This is a genomic window from Serratia bockelmannii (assembly GCF_008011855.1).
Taxonomy (GTDB): domain Bacteria; phylum Pseudomonadota; class Gammaproteobacteria; order Enterobacterales; family Enterobacteriaceae; genus Serratia; species Serratia bockelmannii.
This window is the reverse complement of sequence record NZ_VOUX01000003.1, coordinates 255,971-272,782: the sequence shown is the minus strand read 5'-3', so window position 1 is coordinate 272,782 and position 16,812 is coordinate 255,971. Positions and strand designations below refer to the sequence as shown.

The window sequence follows — 16,812 nt, the reverse complement described above, 5'->3', positions numbered from 1 at the left end:
GGGTGAAAACCACCCTTGAAATACATTAATGAAAGTGATATTAGAAGCGGTTAGGGCGAAAGCGCCTAGTTCAGTTTTGAATAATTAAATCAGGGAATTATATTAAAAATGAATATTAATATCACCGACAAACCCAACCCGCAGGATGAAGAGTTCGTTATCGACAGCCTCTGGGCTCACAACCATAAAACCCAGCCCGTAGACATTCACCCACTGTTCCTGACCGTCACTGACGACAACCAGCAGATCGTCGGTGGCCTGGTCGCACGCACCTGGTGGGGCGGCCTGGAAGTGCAGTATCTGTGGGTCGGCGATCAATGTCGCAAAAGCGGTTACGGCCGCCAGCTGATGCAACTGGCCGAAGAAGAAGCCCGCAAGCGCGGTTGCCATATGGCCTATGTCGATACTTTCGATTTCCAGGCCCGAGGCTTCTACGAAAAACTGGGCTACCGGGTCTACGGCGAGCTGGGCGACTACGCGCATCGCCACACCCGCCATTACCTGGCTAAAAGCCTGTAACGCGGCCTGAGCGGCGCAGAGGTAGGTATGGATTCATCGCATAAAAATAATGAATCTTATTTTAAGGGCCTCATCACCATGATGGAGCACCTGAGCGAGCCCTGGGGCATCAAAGACCAGCTGTCCCGCCACCTCTATATGAACCGTGCCGCTTATCTCTATACCAATACGCCGCTGAATTTCGACGTCGCCGGCAAATATGACCACGAATTCCCCGCCGACTGGGCCGACTCCGCCGCCGACTTTATCGAGCATGACAAGATGACCGAAGCAGCGCGCGATCGGGTCACGGTCATAGAAACCCACTACTGGTACGGCAAAGACAGCCTGACGCCGTTTATCAGCGAAAAGCTACCGGTGTACAACGATGACAAACAGGTGATTGGCGTGATCTGGAACGCCAAGCCGATGAACAGCCTGTCACCGCTGAAATACATCAATCAGCAAAAACCCAGCGTGTTGACCACCGAAGTCAATAACGAGCTGTTCACCCGTGCCGAACTCGATGTCATTTTTCTTATGCTGCAACGATTTACGGTAAAAGAGATCGCAAAAATCTATAACGTCAGCAATAAGACCATCGAAAACCGCATTTATAACATTTACCAGAAGGCCAACGTGCATACTCAGCAACAATTTGAGGAATACTGCAAATACGCCAATCTGGATAACTACATTCCCGATCGCCTGATAACCAAAGGCATTCAGTTTATTTGAACCGCAAGGAAGATCTCACCGTGATAAAGATCGAAGATTATCCGCTCACCCGGGTGCCGCAGGATAAAAGAGTCTCGTTTTTAAGCGTGGCCATCGTGCATATGGGCATGTTGACCGCGCTGGACCAGTTCATGCTCGGCGCCGTACTCGGCAACTCCATGACGCTGATTGACGCTTTCACCGCCATTTTCGTCGGCAGCCTGATCTTCGGCGTGGTGACCTACGGCCTGGGGCTGGCGGGCATGCGTGAAGGCATTTCCGGCAGCCTGCTGGCGCGCTGGTGCGGCTTCGGCCGTCTGGGCTCGGTGCTGATCGGCGTGGTGGTGGCCGTCAGCCTGCTGGGATGGTTCGGCATTCAGAACGCCATTTTCGCCAAGTCGCTCGACTTCGCGCTCGGCAATAAGCTGGGCTTTGGCTTGGCCGCCGGGCTCTCGGGCACGCTGTTGACTATCCTGGTGGCATTCGGTTTCAAGGCGCTGCGCATCGCCGCACGTATCGCGGTGCCGATGTTCATCATGCTGGTGGCCTTTATTTCAGTGACCGCGCTTTCCGGGCATAACCTGCAGGAGATCATCCAGCTGGCGCCGCCGGGTGAACCGCTGACCATCAGCGCCGGCATCACCATCGTCGTCGGCGGCGCCATCGTGGCCAGCCTGATGACCCCCGATCTGACCCGTTACTCCAAAAACGGCAAGCACGTGCTCGGCGTCACGCTCTTCACCATCATCGCCGGCGAGTTCGTGGTAAACGGCCTGGCGATCCTGATCGCCAAAACCCTGGGCACCGCGGATGTAGTCACCATCATGTCACAAGCGGCCGGCGGCGCCGGTTTGCTGGTAGTGGTGTTCTCCACCCTGCGCGTCAACGATCTCAACCTGTATTCCTCTTCGCTGGGCATCGTCAACGCGGTGGAAGGCATCACCGGCAAAAAGCTGAAGTACACCTACACCACGTTGGTGATCGGGATTCTGGGCACTACGCTGTCGGTGCTGGGCATTCTCGACCGCTTCGTCGACTTCCTGACGGTGCTTGGCGTGGTCTTCCCGCCGATTATCGGCATCATGTTGGTGGACTATTACCTGCTGCGCAGCCACCGCAAGATCCTGGACGAGAGCCGCCGCATGGGCCAGTTGCCGAACGAAACGCCAACCATCGGCTGGGCGGCGATCGTCGCCAGCATCGCCGGCGGCGCCGTTGGCCTGGCGACCGAATGGGGCGTACCGACCATCAATTCCCTGGTAGCGGCCAGCCTGCTGTATTGGGTGCTTAAACTGGCCTTCAGTCGGGCGCAAAAACCGCTGGCCTCGCAGAAGTCTCTCTGATTTTCGCGCACGCGGTAATGCACTCCTCCGGTATCGGGGGAGTGTTTGACGCTCGAAAAGGGGATTCAATGCAAAAGATGGGGCCGATCGCGCAGACAAACGGCCGTGGTGTTTAGGGTCCCTGGTGTCGGTAGCAAGCTATCCATTTATGCTCAGAGTGTGGCAATGCCCCCTCTGAGCTTTTTATTATAAAAACTGTCGGCTTCCGTATTTTGATCGTAAAGAAAAACTTCAGCTTGCATGAACAGTAGCCCATGAAATCGGCTTTGGTCAACATAAAAGTAAACATAAAACCGGCTTTTGTGTTCACTTTTCTATAAGTAAAACCTAATCAATTGATTTGCACGGCTTTATCTTTCTCGCAGAGGAAGCAGGCTACCCCCGCTGACATCACTGCGCTAAACGGCTGACGGTAAACAATAATTACCGCTAATAATCAGTTCGTTACCCGCTCGTCTGCGCCTTTTTATCTGGACAACGCCAATGCGTAAGATATAGTGAAGCCTGCGTAATGTTTGTAAGGACAGCCAATGAAAACCACCAACGCACAGCGCAAAATCAACATCATTAAAAATATTGAATATCTGATGCGTACCCGCGGTGAAACCAAGGCTTCCTTTTCCAATCGCAGCGGCCTGACGCGCACTACCCTCTACAAAATTCTTGACGGAAGAGTGAACAACGTTCAGCAATCCACCGTGAATCGGATCTCCGACTTCTTCGGTGTCTCCTGTGAAGAGATCGAAGACTACGATCTGGAAAAACTGGAGCTGCTCAACGAAACGCTGTCCACCGAAGGCAACAAGAACCCTTCCGCCATTCCGGTGATCCCCCAGTCGCGCTATCTGGCCGTCTCGCAGCGCAAGATCGGGCAGCTGGTCACCGAGTTTCCTCTGACTTATTTCTTCGGCGATGAGTCGAACATGTTGGCAATGAAAATAGAGACCGAAATTAAAGGGTCATTTATTCCCGGCGAGGTCATCATCATCAAAAGGCCGCCGGTACTGATTTGCGATTCACCTTTGCTGTATCACTCGGGAAAACGCGGCTTCTTTGTGGTTGACGACAAAGACAGCGAAAGCATGGACAAACGCCCTCAGGACACCGTGCAATTCCTGGGTTACATCGTTGGAGAAAGGTTATAAATGGAACCGAATCAGAAGTTCAAGCTGTTGGGCTTCACCCGGCATGGCACCATCGCGGCCAATGTCATGGTATTGGCCACCGGCAAAACCATTACCATGGGGCTGAATGAGCTGGCCGACAGCGAAATATCAGAAGATCTAAGCCGGCACGAGCTGCAGGCGCTGTACCGCAAACTCTATGGCGATAACCAACAAAAAACCGCCTACGAGCTCAGCGATCGCCACGAACGCTCCTGGTACGCCTACCTGATTATTACCGTGGCGCTCAGCGTGATTTATATTTTCTCAACGCTGTGCGGCGTCAAGCCGATCCAAATCCCGGTGCTGAATCTCATCACGCCGCCGGCGATCTTCATCTACCCGCTCACGTTCATTCTGGTGGACATCCTTAACGAATTCTATGGGTTGCGGCTGGCTCGGCGCACCATCATCATCTCGTTTATCGCCAACCTGACCTTCGTCCTGGGGGTGTGGGTAACAACGCTGGTGCCGAGTATTCCGCAGTGGGAGTACAGCGAGACCTACAACGGCATCGTGCACAGCATCATGGCGGTGCTGGTGGCCTCGTCGGCGGCCTATCTGATCTCCGAGAACGTCAACTCCTACCTGCTCTGCAAAATCAAAGAGTTGACCAACTCCCGCTACCTGTTTGTGCGCGTGATCACCAGTACCGTAGTGGCGTCGGCCATCGACAGCGTGGTGTTCTGTACGCTGGCGTTCTACAACGTGCTGAGCTGGGACATCATCAAAACCATGATCCTGTCGCAGTTCCTGATCAAGGTGGTTTACGCCCTGCTGGGCGTCGGGCCGATCTACGCCACCCGCAGTCTGTTTAACCGCTACATCAATACCGAACAAGCAAAGGGCAATGAATATGCATATCCAAAAGCAAGATAAGATCACCCATCTTGGCGCGAACTCCGATTATCCGGATCAATATGCTCCCGCATTGCTCGAAGCCCTGCCGCGCGCGCGCGGCCGCGATCTGATCGGCGTGGACGAGCAGCAGCTGCCATTTAGCGGCTTCGATCTGTGGACCGCCTTCGAGTTGTCGTGGCTCAACGGCAAGGGCAAACCGGTGGTGGGCATCGGCGAATTTACCTTCCCGCACTCTTCTTCCAACCTGATCGAATCCAAATCGTTCAAGCTGTATCTCAACAGCTTCAACCAAACGCGCTTCGACAGCGTGGAACAGGTGAGCGCCGCCATGCAGAAGGACCTGTCGCAGGCAGCCAATGGCCAGGTCACCGTCAAACTCTATCCGGGGCTGGAAGGTTACCCCGCGCAGATCGATCGCCTGCCGGGCATCAACATCGACGATCTGGATATCGCGGTCGACGACTTCGCCTTCAAACCGGAGTACCTGAGCGGCGCGGCCGATCAAGGGGAACCGGTGTCGGAGACGCTGTCTTCCAATCTGCTGAAATCCAACTGCCTGGTCACCAACCAGCCGGACTGGGGCAGCGTGGTGATCCGCTATGAAGGCCGCAAAATCGATCGCGAAAGCCTGCTGCGCTACCTGATCTCCTTCCGCCAGCACAACGAATTCCACGAGCAGTGCGTCGAGCGCATTTTCAACGACATCAAGCAGAGCTGCCGCCCGGAAAAACTCAGCGTGTTCGCGCGCTACACCCGCCGTGGCGGCCTGGACATCAACCCCTTCCGCAGCGATTTCGAAACGGCGCCAGCGCTCGGCCGCCTGATCAGGCAGTAAGCGTTACCCCCCAATGCTCCCGCCAGGGAGCATTGTTTCCTCGCTTTCATCTCCCTGTTATTTTTCGCCATTATCGTCGTCAGCGGCTATCTTCAAAGCACACTGACGGAGATTAACGACGCATGCCTGACCTTTCTCGCAGAGACCTACTGCGGGCCGCCGCCATTGGATCGGCTTTCACGCTGTTGCCCGCCTCGATTCGCAAAGCGCTGGCCATTCCCGCCAATAACCGCACCGGCACCCTGCGCGACGTCGAACACGTGGTGATCCTGATGCAGGAGAATCGCTCTTTCGACCACTACTTCGGCACCCTGCCGGGTGTACGCGGCTTCAGCGATCGCTTTACCATCCCATTGCCCGGCGATCGCCTCGTCTGGCAGCAGCAGGGCGCCGAGCGGCTGGTGCTGCCCTACCATCTGGACAGCAAACGCGGCAACGCACAGCGCGTCACTGGCACGCCGCACTCGTGGGTGGATGAGCAAGCCGCCTGGGATCACGGCCGCATGAGCGCCTGGCCCACCTACAAAACGCCGGCCTCGATGGGCTACTACCGCCAGCAGGAGCTGCCGTTCCAGTTCGCACTGGCCAACGCCTTTACCCTGTGCGACGCCTATCACTGCGCTATCCACGCCGGCACCAACACCAACCGGCTGTTCCACTGGACCGGCACCAACGGCCCGTCCGCCGCCGACGTGGCGGTGGTGGTCAACGAGTGGGACAGCCCCGGCCCGGCGGAGATCGGCTACCAGTGGACAACCTATCCGGAACGGCTGGAGGCGAGCGGCGTCAGCTGGAAGGTGTACCAATTCCTGCCGGACAACTTTACCGACAACCCGCTGGCGGGCTTCCGCCAATACCGCGCCGCCAGCATTCAGGTGGGCAACCCGGCGCGGCCGCCGAAAGGCTTCAACGCCTTCGTACCTTATCGCGACGAGCTCAACGCGACCGCGCCGCTGTACAAGGGCAACGGCAACACCCTGCCGGCCGCCGACGGCAACGATCTGGACGCCATGCTGGCCGGATTCCGTGCCGACGTGCAGCAGGGCAAACTGCCGCAGGTCAGCTGGATCATCGCGCCGGCGGCCTATTCGGAACATCCCGATCCCTCCAGCCCGGTGCAGGGCGGCTGGTTCACGCAAGAGATCCTCAACGCGCTGACCGATAACCCGGAGGTGTGGAGCAAAACCGTCCTGCTGGTCAACTACGACGAAAACGACGGCTTTTTCGATCATATGCCTTCGCCTTCTGCACCGTCGCTACGTGAAGACGGCAGCTTCGCCGGTAAATCGACCGTGCCGTTCGACACCGAGATCTTCCAGCACGTGGCGCCGCCCGGCTCGCAGGATCAACCGCCGCCGGACGGCCGCATCTACGGCCCCGGCCCGCGGGTGCCGATGCTGGTGCTATCGCCCTGGAGCCGCGGCGGCTGGGTCAATTCTCAGGTCTTCGATCACACCTCGGTGCTGCAATTCCTGGAAAAGCGCTTTCAGGTGCATGAACCCAACATCAGCGCCTGGCGCCGCGCGGTGTGTGGCGATCTCACCTCAGCGTTCAACTTTGTCGACCCTAACGGCGAAGCGCTGCCAAGCCTGCCCGCCACCAGCCGCCACGCCGCCGATGGCCTGCGCCAGCGCCAGGAACAGCTGCCGCAGGTGCCGCTGCCATCGCCCGCCCACCAGCGTTTGCCGCACCAACGCCGCCTGGCGCGCCCTTCCCGCGCACTGCCCTACCAGCTGCACGTCGAGGCCACCGTCGCGACCGAGCAGCGCCGCGTGACGTTGAACCTGTTCAATACCGGCGAGCAGGGAGCGGTATTTCACGTCTACGACCGGCGAGACCTGACGCAAATCCCGCGCCGCTATACCGTCGAGGCCGGCAAGGCGGTCAGCGACGACTGGCAGGCGGACAATGAGTACCATCTATGGCTGCTCGGCCCCAACGGCTTTCATCGCGAGCTGCGCGGCGTCCTGAGTCGGCCGCAGCCGGAAGTGCGTTTGCGCCCAACGGGCCGCAGCCTGCAGCTGCAGTTGAATAATCCGGGCACCGAAGCGATAGCGGTCACCCTCGAACGCTGCCCTTACACTCAGCAAGGCCCGTGGCCTATTACGCTGCCTGCGGGCGGCAGCCACCACCAAACGTTTGACGCCCGCACCAGCGGCGGCTGGTATGATCTTACGCTGCGAGGCCCCGGCTGGCTGCGTCGCCTGGCGGGGCGGCTGGAGGACGGTGAGCACAGCGTCAGCGACCCGCTGATGGGCCAGGGATGATCTATCGGCATCAAGGGAGTTCAAAAAGCGAAAGGATATCGCTTATCATTGCGTTCTCGTTCTTCGCCGATTACCCAAGGATCTTCATGCCCGCTGTTCTTATCGCTAAAGCCGGCCGCTGGTTGGCCGCCTGTGTGTTGCTGTTGGCCGGCACCGCTCAAGCCGCGCCGATCGTCGTCACCGATGTCGCCGGCCGCCAGGTCACCCTGCCGCAACCGGCCAAACGCGTTATCCTGGCCGATGCCCGTGCGCTGCTGGCGCTGAATATTCTGCATCCGCAGGAGCCGCTGAAAAACATCATCGCCTGGGACAACTCGCTGAAGGTCAAAGCGCCGGATCTGGTGGAGGCCTACGCGAAAAAATTCCCGCAGGTCATGCAGATCCCCACCTTCGACAACCCCTACACCAGTGATTTCAGCGTGGAAAGCGCGGTGGTGCGCCAACCGGATCTGATCATTTTCGACATCGGCCTGCTGAGCAAATTGAAAGACAGCGGCGTGCTGACCCAGCTGGAAAAAGTCGGCATCCCAGTGCTGATCATCGATTTTCGCCAGCAGCCGCTGACCAACACCGTCGCCAGCATGGCGCTGTTGGGAAAAGTGTTTGACGAGCAGCCCAACGCCGATGCTTTTATCCGCCTCTATCAGCAACGCCTCGAACTGGTGCGCCAGCGGGTCGCCACGCTGAAACCGGAGCAGCGCCCCAGCGTCTTCATCGAGCGCAGCGCCGGCATCAAAGGCGAACAGTGCTGCAACACCTTCGGCAAAGGCAGCTTCGGCCAGTTCATCGATACCGCCGGCGGCAACAATATCGGCAGCAAGCTGTTTTCAGACATGGGCGGAGAAGTGAACGTCGAGCAGGTGATCAGCAGCAACCCGGATTTCTATCTGCTGACCGGCGCCGACTGGAGCCGTGGCCATCGCGGCACGCTGGCGGTACCGCTGGGTTACACCACCGATATGGCCACCAGCCAAAAGAAACTGGCGCATCTGCTGGATCGTACCGGTATTAACGTGCTGAAAGCGGTGAAAGAAAAACGCGTGATGGCGATTTATCATCAATTTTACGACACACCGCTCAACTTTATCGCGGTTGAAGCGATCGCCAAATTCATGCACCCGGCGCTGTTTAAAGATATTGATCCGCAAGCGGATATCGAAATGGTGCACCAGAAATTCACCGCGCTGGATTACAGCGGCGTCTTCTGGCTTACGCCACAATAACCTCCCGCAGGGCCCGCCAGTCGGGTCCTGTTTCCCGCATTCATTATTTAGTTACCCACTTAACTATCCCGTAACAATTCTATTTACTTGCCAATAATTATCATTAAGATTGTCTTTTCTAAAAAAACACATCCGGGTCTGAAACTCTTAAGGCATTATTATGTCACCTCTTTTTCGGCTTTCCCTGCTGACGGCTTCCATCGCCGTCGCATTCCCTGTCCTTGCTACTGATAACTCATCTCAGAACGATACCGACACCGTGACCGTCGTCGGCAACTGGCTGGACAACCCTGATACCAGTTCGGTGCTGCTCAACCATCCGGGCGCGCGTTCCATCGTCACCCAGCAGCAGATGCACGAACAAGGCGACCAAACCATCGCCGACAGCCTGCGCGGCATACCCGGCGTGCAGGTGCGCGACAGCAACGGCACCGGCGGCAGCGATATTTCGCTCAACGTCGGCGTGCGCGGCCTGACATCGCGTCTTTCTCCGCGCTCCACCATTCTGATGGATGGCGTCCCGCTGGCGGTTGCGCCTTACGGCCAGCCGCAGCTGTCGATGGCGCCGCTATCGATCGGTAACCTGCAATCGGTGGACGTGGTGCGCGGCGGCGGTGCGGTGCGCTACGGGCCGCAAAACGTCGGCGGCGTGATCAACTTCGTTACCCGCGACATTCCCAAAACGTTTGGCGGCACCGCCAGCGTACAAACCCAGGGCGCCAGCCACGGCGGCCTGAAGACCCTGACCAGCGCCTCCGTGGGCGGCACCGCAGACAACGGCCTCGGCGCCGAGCTGCTCTATTCCGGCCTGCACGGCCAGGGCTACCGCGACAACAACGACAACACCGACATCGACGATTTCATGCTGAAAACGCGTTATGCGTTCACCGATCGCGACGAACTGCTGGCCAATTTCCACTACTACGACGCCAAAGCCGGCATGCCGGGCGGGCTGAGCAGCGCGCAATACGCGCAGAACCCGTTCCAGTCCACGCGGCCGTGGGATCAGTTCGAAGGCCGCCGCAAGGATATGTCGTTCAAATACAAACATCAGGAAGACGACAAGCAGTTCGAAGTGTTGACCTACTTCACCGACAGCTACCGCGGCAGCAACATCGAATCGGAAGGCACCGGCAAAAACGCGGGCCAGCGGCGCATGGTCTCCTATCCGCGCCACTATTCAACCTGGGCGATCGAACCAAGCTATTCGCAGCTGTTTCGCTTCTGGAATATGGCGCACGAGATCACCCTCGGTTACCGCTATCTGAATGAAACCATGGACGAAAAAGCATCGCGTTCCGCCTGGTATAATCCGGCGAATATCGGCTCGACGCCGGATACCCCGGACTATTACCAGCATACCTCCGGCGGTACCGCAGCCAACGCGTTCTATATCGACGACACCATTAACGTCGGCAACTGGACGGTCACGCCGGGCCTGCGTTATGAAAGCATTCGCACCCACGTGGACGATTCGTTCAACAACATCAGCCGCGAGAAAAGCTACAGCGAGCCGCTGCCGTCATTGAACGTGATGTACCACCTGTCCGACGCCTGGAAACTGTTCGCCAACGCCAACACCTCGTTCGGCAGCATGCAGTATTTCCAACTGACCAAAGGCGGCAACGGCAACCAGCCGGCGCCGGGGCTGACGGCGGAAAAAGCGCGCACCTATGAGTTCGGCACCCGCTACGACGACACCGTGGTCAAGGCCGAGGCCACGCTGTTCTACATCGACTTCGATAACCAGCTGCAGTACATCAGCAACGACGTGGGCTGGACCAACATGGGCGCCACCAAGCACAAAGGCATCGAGCTGGCGCTCAGCTACGATCTCAGCGAGCTGAATCGGGCGCTCGACGGCGCCAGCGTCTACACCAGCTATACCTACACCAAAGCCAGCACCGACAAGGGCGACTTCGCCGGTAAAGATCTGCCGTTCTACTCGCGCCAGGTCTATACCGTCGGCACGCGTTACGCCACCGGCAGCTGGGTATGGAATCTGGACGGTTATGCGCAGTCGAAACAGCATTCGCCGGGCACCGGGCCGGAGTACATCACGCAGGAAAGCGCCGATGGCCAGTTCGGCAACATCGCCGGTTACATGGTGTGGAATATGCGCGGGGAATATAACTTCGGGCCGCAGCTGTCGAACCTGACGCTGGGCGCCGGGGTAAAAAACCTGTTCGATCAGCGCTACTTTACCCGCTCCAACGACAATAACTTCGGCAAGTACGTCGGCGAACCACGCACCTTCTTCGTGCAGGGGTCGATCGCCTTCTGATACCCAGGCCCCCGATGGGGCTTCGGTATCACCGACAGTAAAGACGAAACAGGCGCGCCAAGTGCGCGCCCATCGGCGTCAAGGTGGTGTCCTTGCGTTGGATAAGATAAAACGTCGCTTTCGGCAAACTCTCTTCCAGCTCAAGCGGCACCAAATGCTTGCCCAGAATCGGATCCGAAATCACGTCCACCGACAGAATGCTGACAAAATCGCTCTGCGCCACCAGGCTGGTACAGGCCATAAAGGTCTCGCAGGTCACGCTGATCGACGGCGCCATGCCCAAGTCCCCGAACAGATCGTGCAATAGCCGGTAATAACTGCCTTTCGGCGTCGGCATGGTCCAGTCGCAGTGCTGCAGCTGTTTCAGCGAGGTTGCCCCTTCCATCGGATGCCCTTTACGTACCACCACCCGATACTCTTTTTCCATCAGCCGTTCGTACTGCAACTCGTTGTCGAGGCTGCTGGGGTAGTAGGTATTGACGGTAAAATCCAGCTCGCCCTGACGCAGTTCAGGGATCATCGACACCAGCTGCCCCTCGACGATGCGCACCTTCACGTTGGGATACTCACGATGAAACTGAGTGACCACCTGCGGCATCACGGTGCGCGCAATGCTGCCACCAACGCCGATATTCACCGTGCCGCCCGCCAACCCCAGCCGCTGCTGGATATCTTCCTGCGCCACCCGCAGCTCCTCAAGGATCAGGCTGGCATGCTGGAAAAAGTTATCGCCACAGTCGGTCAATACCACACCCTGGCTACGGCGAATAAACAACTTGGCGCCCAGCACCTCTTCCAGCTCCTGAATGGCTTTGGTCAGTGCAGGCTGGGAAAGGCGTGAGGTACGGCTAGCGGCGCGGATGCTGCCCTGGCGGCTAACGTCCACAAATGCACGTAATTGGTGCAATTTTATCGAGGCTGGCATAGGCGAAAGGCGATAACCGTTATTTATCAATAGCAAGATATTGGCATCTTATTTAGCCAGATTCCATTGTGTACATTCGGAAAAAACATAATAAATAACCAAATTCTTATTTCGCTTAATTAAGCGCATTTTCTGCGCCAATAAGCGCCATTCACGGCAGTTAGTAACCAAATACACCTTTTTATTTGCAAGAGCATCACCGTCTGATTTCAGTTCAGAGCATAACTGCTGCCTGGAGCAATCCAGCGCGCGATAACTTATGAGATATCACTATGACTAATTCGCTTTCGATGTTGGTGGCCGATCTGTACCCGCAATTGCAGGCCTGGCGCCGCGACTTCCACCGCTATGCCGAATCCGGCTGGTTTGAGTTCCGCACCGCCACCCTGGTGGCGGAAGAACTCGATCGGCTGGGTTACCGCCTGCAGCTAGGCCGCGAGGTCATCAAGGCCGAGGCGCGCATGGGACTACCCTCGTCCGATGAGCTGGAGGCGCAGGAACTGCGCGCCCGCAATCAGGGCGCGTTGGAAAAATGGTTGCCGCATTTTTCCGGCGGCTTCGCCGGCATCGTCGCAACGCTCGATACCGGCCGCCCCGGCCCGACTATCGCCTACCGCGTGGATATGGACGCCCTCGATCTCAACGAATTGCTGGAACCCGAACACCTGCCGTTCAGTGAAGGCTTCGCCTCTTGCAACAGCGGCATGATGCATGCATGCGGTCATGACGGCCATACCACCATCGGCCTGGGGCTGGCGCACGTGTTCAAAAGCCTGGAGTCCCTGCTTAGCGGCACCGTCAAATTGATCTTCCAGCCGGCGGAGGAAGGCACACGCGGCGCAAAATCGATGGTGGAGGCCGGCGTGGTGGACGACGTCGATTTCTTCACCGCGGTGCATATCGGCACCGGCGTGCCGGCCGGTGAGCTGGTATGTGGCAGCGACAGCTTTATGGCCACCAGCAAGCTGGACGTTACCTTCCGCGGCGTCGCCTCCCACGCCGGCGCCAAGCCGGAAGACGGTCGCAACGCACTGCTGGCGGCGGCGCAGGCTGCGCTAGGGCTTTACGCCATCCCGCGCCACAGCGAAGGCAGCTCACGCATCAATGTCGGCGTGCTGCAGGCCGGCACCGGCCGCAACGTGATCGCCGATCGGGCGTTTATGAAGGTGGAGACGCGCGGCGCCACCAATGAGATCAACACGTTCGTCTATCAGCAGGCCCTGAACGCCATCGAAGGCGCCGCCAAAATGCACGGCGTCGCCTGCGACATCGCGCTGATGGGCGCGGCGCAGAGCAGCAAACCGACCCAACCGTGGGTGGATTATATCCGCCGCCAGGCGCAGCAGATAACCGAGCTGACCTCGGTGGTCGATCGCCGCGAACAGGCGGCGGGTTCAGAAGACGCCACCTACATGATGGAACGGGTGAAATCCCGCGGCGGCCAGGCCTCATACGTCATTTTCGGCACCGAGCTGAGCGCCGGGCACCATAACGAGAAATTCGACTTCAACGAACAGGTGATGGCGGTGGCGGTGAAAACGCTGGCGTCGCTGGCGCTGAACCTGCCGACATTCGGGAGCGGAGCATGAGCAACTCAGAACTGCAGGCATTTATCGACGACTACATTGACCAACGTCAACCCCGCTTCAGCACGCTGAGCGACGCGATTTGGGATCACCCGGAAACGCGCTTCAACGAGACCTATTCCGCCACGTTGCTGGCCGATGCGCTGGAACAGGAAGGCTTCTCGGTCGAACGCGGTGTGGGCGACATCGAGACGGCGTTTATCGCCAGCTACGGCAGCGGCCACCCGGTTATCGCGCTGCTGGGCGAGTACGACGCGCTGGCCGGGCTGAGCCAGCGGTCCGGTTGCGCCACGCCGCAGCCGCTGGTGGAAAACGGCAACGGCCATGGCTGCGGCCACAACCTGCTGGGCACCGCCGCGCTGGCGGGCGCCTTCGCTGCCAAGGCGTGGATGCAGCAGAACCGGCTGACCGGCACCCTGCGCTTCTACGGTTGCCCAGGCGAAGAAGGCGGCTCCGGCAAAACCTTTATGGTGCGCGAAGGCCTGTTCGACGACGTCGACGCCGCCCTCACCTGGCACCCGGAAGGCTTCAGCGGCATGTTCAACACCAGCACGCTGGCCAACATTCAGGCGGCGTTTCACTTTAAGGGCGTCGCCGCCCATGCCGCCAACTCGCCACACCTGGGGCGCAGCGCGCTGGACGCGGTGACGCTGATGAATACCGGCGCCAACTTCCTGCGCGAACATATCGTGCAGGAAGCGCGGCTGCACTACGCGGTCACCCACACCGGCGGCAGCTCCCCCAACGTGGTGCAGGCCGACGCCGAGGTGTTGTACCTGATCCGCGCGCCGCAGCTCGACCAGGCGCAGGACATTTACCAACGGGTGATTAACATCGCCAAGGGCGCAGCGCTGATGACTGACACTCAGATGGACGTGCGCTTCGACAAGGCTTGCTCCAACTATGTGCCGAACCGCAGTCTTGAACGCGCGATGTATCAAAACCTGTGTGATTTCGGTCTGCCCGAGTACAGCGACGCCGAACGCCGCTTCGCCGAGGAAATCCGCCAGACGCTGAGCCGCGACGATCTGCGCAACGCCAAACTCAACATAGCCCGCACCGGTGGCGCAGCCGGGCGCGAGTGGGTACAACTGCTGGGAGATAAGGTGCTGATGGACGAGGTCGCTCCTTATGTGGAGTCCGACGACCTGCTGTACGGTTCTACCGACGTTGGCGACGTGAGCTGGGTGGCGCCAACCGCCCAATGCTTTAGCCCCTGTTTCGCACTCGGCACTCCTCTGCACACCTGGCAACTGGTGGCGCAGGGCCGCACCGCTATCGCCCATAAGGGCATGTGCCTGGCCGGCAAGGTGATGGCGGCGACCGCCATCGATCTGCTGAGCGACAGCGCCCTGCTGGCGAGCTGCCGCAGCGAGTTTGAGCACCAACGCGCCGAACAGCCGTATCGATGCCCTATCCCACAGGGGGTAAAACCCTCCCCATTGAAATAGCATGAACAGACAGGGCCCGGTTCACCGGGTCACTAAGAATAATTATAAATAAATCAAATAATAACAATCACACAACAGAGCAAACACAGAGGGTAAAATCATGAGTGAGGCCACAACGCCAATCAATAAAAGCCCCGGACGCGTTTTTTACTGGGTGGAACGCATCGGCAATAAGATCCCTAATCCGTTTTTACTGTTCGTCTATTTGATCCTGGTGCTTATGCTGGCCACCGCGCTATTTTCCTGGCTCGACGTGGCGGTGAAAAATCCGGCCACCGGCGAGCTCATCAAGGTGAATAATCTGATGAGCGTGGCGGGCATGCAGTGGATATTTCCCAACATCATCCATAACTTCAGCAGCTTTGCGCCGCTGGGGGCTATTTTGGCGCTGGTGATAGGCGCCGGCCTGGCGGAAAAGGTCGGCCTGCTGCAGGCGCTGATGTACAAAATGGCCTCGCGCGTCAGCGCCCGCTACGCCAGTTATATGGTGCTGTTTATCGCCTTCTTCAGTCATATATCGTCGGACGCCGCGCTGGTGGTGATGCCGCCCCTTGGCGCACTGATGTTCGTGGCGGTGGGCCGCCACCCAATAGCCGGACTGCTGGCGGCGATCGCCGGCGTCGCCTCCGGCTTTACCGCCAACCTGTTGATCGTCACCACCGACGTATTGCTTTCCGGTATCAGTACCGAAGCCACCAAAGCGGTGGATGGCGCGGTTCACGTCAGCGTGATCGACAACTGGTACTTTATGGCCACCTCAGTGGTCGTGCTGACCATCGCAGGCGCGCTGCTCACCGACAAATTTATCGAGCCCCGTCTGCCGAAGTGGCAAGGCAGCGCCGAAGACAAAATCGCAGCGCTGACCCCGCTGCAAAACCGGGGGCTGATGATGAGCGGTATCGCCGCGCTGGTGTTTATCGCCATCATCGCCGCTCTGGTGGTGCCGGAGGCCGCGCCGCTGCGTGACCCAAACACCGGTTCGGTGATCCCTTCCCCGTTCATCAAGGGTATCGTGCCGATCATCATCCTGTTTTTCTTCACCGTCGCCATTACCTATGGCGTAGTCACCAAACAGATCCGTCGGCCGGACGATATTCCCCATCACTTGCTCGATCCGATGAAAAGCATGGCGGGTTTTATCGTGATGGTATTTCCGCTGTCGCAGTTCGTGGCGTTCTTTAACTGGAGCAACATGGGCAAGTTTATGGCCGTCGGCCTGACCGATATGCTGGAAGCCGCCGGCATGAGTGGCGCACCGGCATTTCTCGGCCTGATGTTCCTCTCCGCCTTCCTGTGCATGTTCATCGCCAGCGGCTCGGCGATCTGGTCAATTTTAGCGCCGATCTTCGTGCCGATGTTTATGCTGCTCGGTTTCCACCCGGCGTTCGCCCAGATGATCTTTCGCATCGCCGACTCTGCGGTGCTGCCGCTGGCGCCGATGTCGCCGTTCCTGCCGCTGTTCCTCGGCTTCCTGCAGCGCTACCGCAAAGACGCGCAGCTCGGCACCTATTACGTGCTGATCCTGCCCTATCCTTTGGTGTTCTTCAGCGTGTGGATTTTGCTGCTGCTGGTCTGGTATGCGCTAGGCTTGCCAATCGGTCCCGGCGTCTATCCGAAGCTGGGCTAAACGCTCTGCTATCTCACCCCGCGCTGGTTCGC

13 protein-coding genes are annotated in these 16,812 nt (G+C 58.6%); 12 read left to right on the top strand and 1 reads right to left on the bottom strand.

Annotated features, from left to right (window positions below; all coding sequences use genetic code 11):
* Nucleotides 1-108: 108 nt before the first annotated feature.
* From FOT55_RS05810 to FOT55_RS05770, 9 genes are all read left to right on the top strand, one after another.
* On the top strand, nucleotides 109-519 hold the full coding sequence (locus tag FOT55_RS05810; protein ID WP_019453029.1) for a GNAT family N-acetyltransferase: 411 nt from the start codon (nucleotides 109-111) through the stop codon (nucleotides 517-519).
* A 27-nt stretch (nucleotides 520-546) separates the two neighbouring features.
* Nucleotides 547-1,236 (top strand): helix-turn-helix transcriptional regulator, encoded by a 690-nt coding sequence (locus FOT55_RS05805; protein ID WP_025304266.1) that lies wholly within the window; start codon nucleotides 547-549, stop codon nucleotides 1,234-1,236.
* A 20-nt stretch (nucleotides 1,237-1,256) separates the two neighbouring features.
* Entirely contained in the window at nucleotides 1,257-2,558 is a 1,302-nt protein-coding gene (locus FOT55_RS05800; RefSeq protein WP_060434746.1) for a cytosine permease, read from the top strand.
* Between the two features lie 530 nt (nucleotides 2,559-3,088).
* On the top strand, nucleotides 3,089-3,703 hold the full coding sequence (locus FOT55_RS05795; RefSeq protein ID WP_025304268.1) for a helix-turn-helix domain-containing protein: 615 nt from the start codon (nucleotides 3,089-3,091) through the stop codon (nucleotides 3,701-3,703).
* The gene (locus FOT55_RS05790; protein ID WP_004937338.1) at nucleotides 3,704-4,600 is read left to right on the top strand and encodes a queuosine precursor transporter; all 897 of its coding nucleotides are present in this window, start codon (nucleotides 3,704-3,706) and stop codon (nucleotides 4,598-4,600) included.
* Nucleotides 4,578-5,417 (top strand): NADPH-dependent 7-cyano-7-deazaguanine reductase QueF, encoded by an 840-nt coding sequence (queF, locus tag FOT55_RS05785; RefSeq protein ID WP_025304269.1) that lies wholly within the window; start codon nucleotides 4,578-4,580, stop codon nucleotides 5,415-5,417. The genes FOT55_RS05790 and queF overlap by 23 nt, the downstream gene beginning before the upstream one ends.
* A gap of 122 nt (nucleotides 5,418-5,539) precedes the next feature.
* A complete protein-coding gene (locus tag FOT55_RS05780; RefSeq protein WP_147823218.1) occupies nucleotides 5,540-7,684 on the top strand; it encodes a phosphocholine-specific phospholipase C in 2,145 nt (714 codons plus the stop codon).
* Between the two features lie 86 nt (nucleotides 7,685-7,770).
* Complete coding sequence (locus tag FOT55_RS05775; protein WP_147823217.1) at nucleotides 7,771-8,907, top strand: ABC transporter substrate-binding protein; 1,137 nt, start codon at nucleotides 7,771-7,773, stop codon at nucleotides 8,905-8,907.
* A 160-nt stretch (nucleotides 8,908-9,067) separates the two neighbouring features.
* A complete protein-coding gene (locus tag FOT55_RS05770) occupies nucleotides 9,068-11,191 on the top strand; it encodes a TonB-dependent receptor family protein (protein ID WP_049204435.1) in 2,124 nt (707 codons plus the stop codon).
* Between the two features lie 28 nt (nucleotides 11,192-11,219).
* On the opposite strand, the gene FOT55_RS05765 is transcribed toward FOT55_RS05770, so the two are convergent.
* Complete coding sequence (locus tag FOT55_RS05765) at nucleotides 11,220-12,116, bottom strand: LysR family transcriptional regulator (RefSeq protein ID WP_025304273.1); 897 nt, start codon at nucleotides 12,114-12,116, stop codon at nucleotides 11,220-11,222.
* Between the two features lie 272 nt (nucleotides 12,117-12,388).
* On the opposite strand from FOT55_RS05765, the gene FOT55_RS05760 reads away from it, so the two are divergent.
* The 3 genes from FOT55_RS05760 to abgT all read left to right on the top strand — a co-directional run bounded on the left by FOT55_RS05760 (nucleotide 12,389) and on the right by abgT (nucleotide 16,780).
* Nucleotides 12,389-13,705: a M20 family metallo-hydrolase gene (locus tag FOT55_RS05760; protein ID WP_060434562.1), complete on the top strand. Its 1,317-nt coding sequence runs from the start codon at nucleotides 12,389-12,391 to the stop codon at nucleotides 13,703-13,705.
* The gene (locus FOT55_RS05755; protein WP_025304275.1) at nucleotides 13,702-15,153 is read left to right on the top strand and encodes a M20 family metallopeptidase; all 1,452 of its coding nucleotides are present in this window, start codon (nucleotides 13,702-13,704) and stop codon (nucleotides 15,151-15,153) included. The genes FOT55_RS05760 and FOT55_RS05755 overlap by 4 nt, the downstream gene beginning before the upstream one ends.
* Nucleotides 15,154-15,253: 100 nt before the next feature.
* Nucleotides 15,254-16,780: a p-aminobenzoyl-glutamate transporter gene (gene abgT, locus FOT55_RS05750; RefSeq protein WP_025304276.1), complete on the top strand. Its 1,527-nt coding sequence runs from the start codon at nucleotides 15,254-15,256 to the stop codon at nucleotides 16,778-16,780.
* Nucleotides 16,781-16,812: the final 32 nt, after the last annotated feature.

Bases quoted from the DNA above. Each gene is read 5' to 3' on its own strand.
- FOT55_RS05795 (WP_025304268.1), top strand. From the start codon at position 3,089: ATGAAAACCACCAACGCACAGCGCAAAATCAACATCATTAAAAATATT.
- FOT55_RS05790 (WP_004937338.1), top strand. From the start codon at position 3,704: ATGGAACCGAATCAGAAGTTCAAGCTGTTGGGCTTCACCCGGCATGGC.
- FOT55_RS05805 (WP_025304266.1), top strand. From the start codon at position 547: ATGGATTCATCGCATAAAAATAATGAATCTTATTTTAAGGGCCTCATC.
- FOT55_RS05760 (WP_060434562.1), top strand. From the start codon at position 12,389: ATGACTAATTCGCTTTCGATGTTGGTGGCCGATCTGTACCCGCAATTG.
- queF (WP_025304269.1), top strand. From the start codon at position 4,578: ATGCATATCCAAAAGCAAGATAAGATCACCCATCTTGGCGCGAACTCC.
- abgT (WP_025304276.1), top strand. From the start codon at position 15,254: ATGAGTGAGGCCACAACGCCAATCAATAAAAGCCCCGGACGCGTTTTT.
- FOT55_RS05810 (WP_019453029.1), top strand. From the start codon at position 109: ATGAATATTAATATCACCGACAAACCCAACCCGCAGGATGAAGAGTTC.
- FOT55_RS05770 (WP_049204435.1), top strand. From the start codon at position 9,068: ATGTCACCTCTTTTTCGGCTTTCCCTGCTGACGGCTTCCATCGCCGTC.
- FOT55_RS05755 (WP_025304275.1), top strand. From the start codon at position 13,702: ATGAGCAACTCAGAACTGCAGGCATTTATCGACGACTACATTGACCAA.
- FOT55_RS05765 (WP_025304273.1), bottom strand. From the start codon at position 12,116: ATGCCAGCCTCGATAAAATTGCACCAATTACGTGCATTTGTGGACGTT.
- FOT55_RS05780 (WP_147823218.1), top strand. From the start codon at position 5,540: ATGCCTGACCTTTCTCGCAGAGACCTACTGCGGGCCGCCGCCATTGGA.
- FOT55_RS05775 (WP_147823217.1), top strand. From the start codon at position 7,771: ATGCCCGCTGTTCTTATCGCTAAAGCCGGCCGCTGGTTGGCCGCCTGT.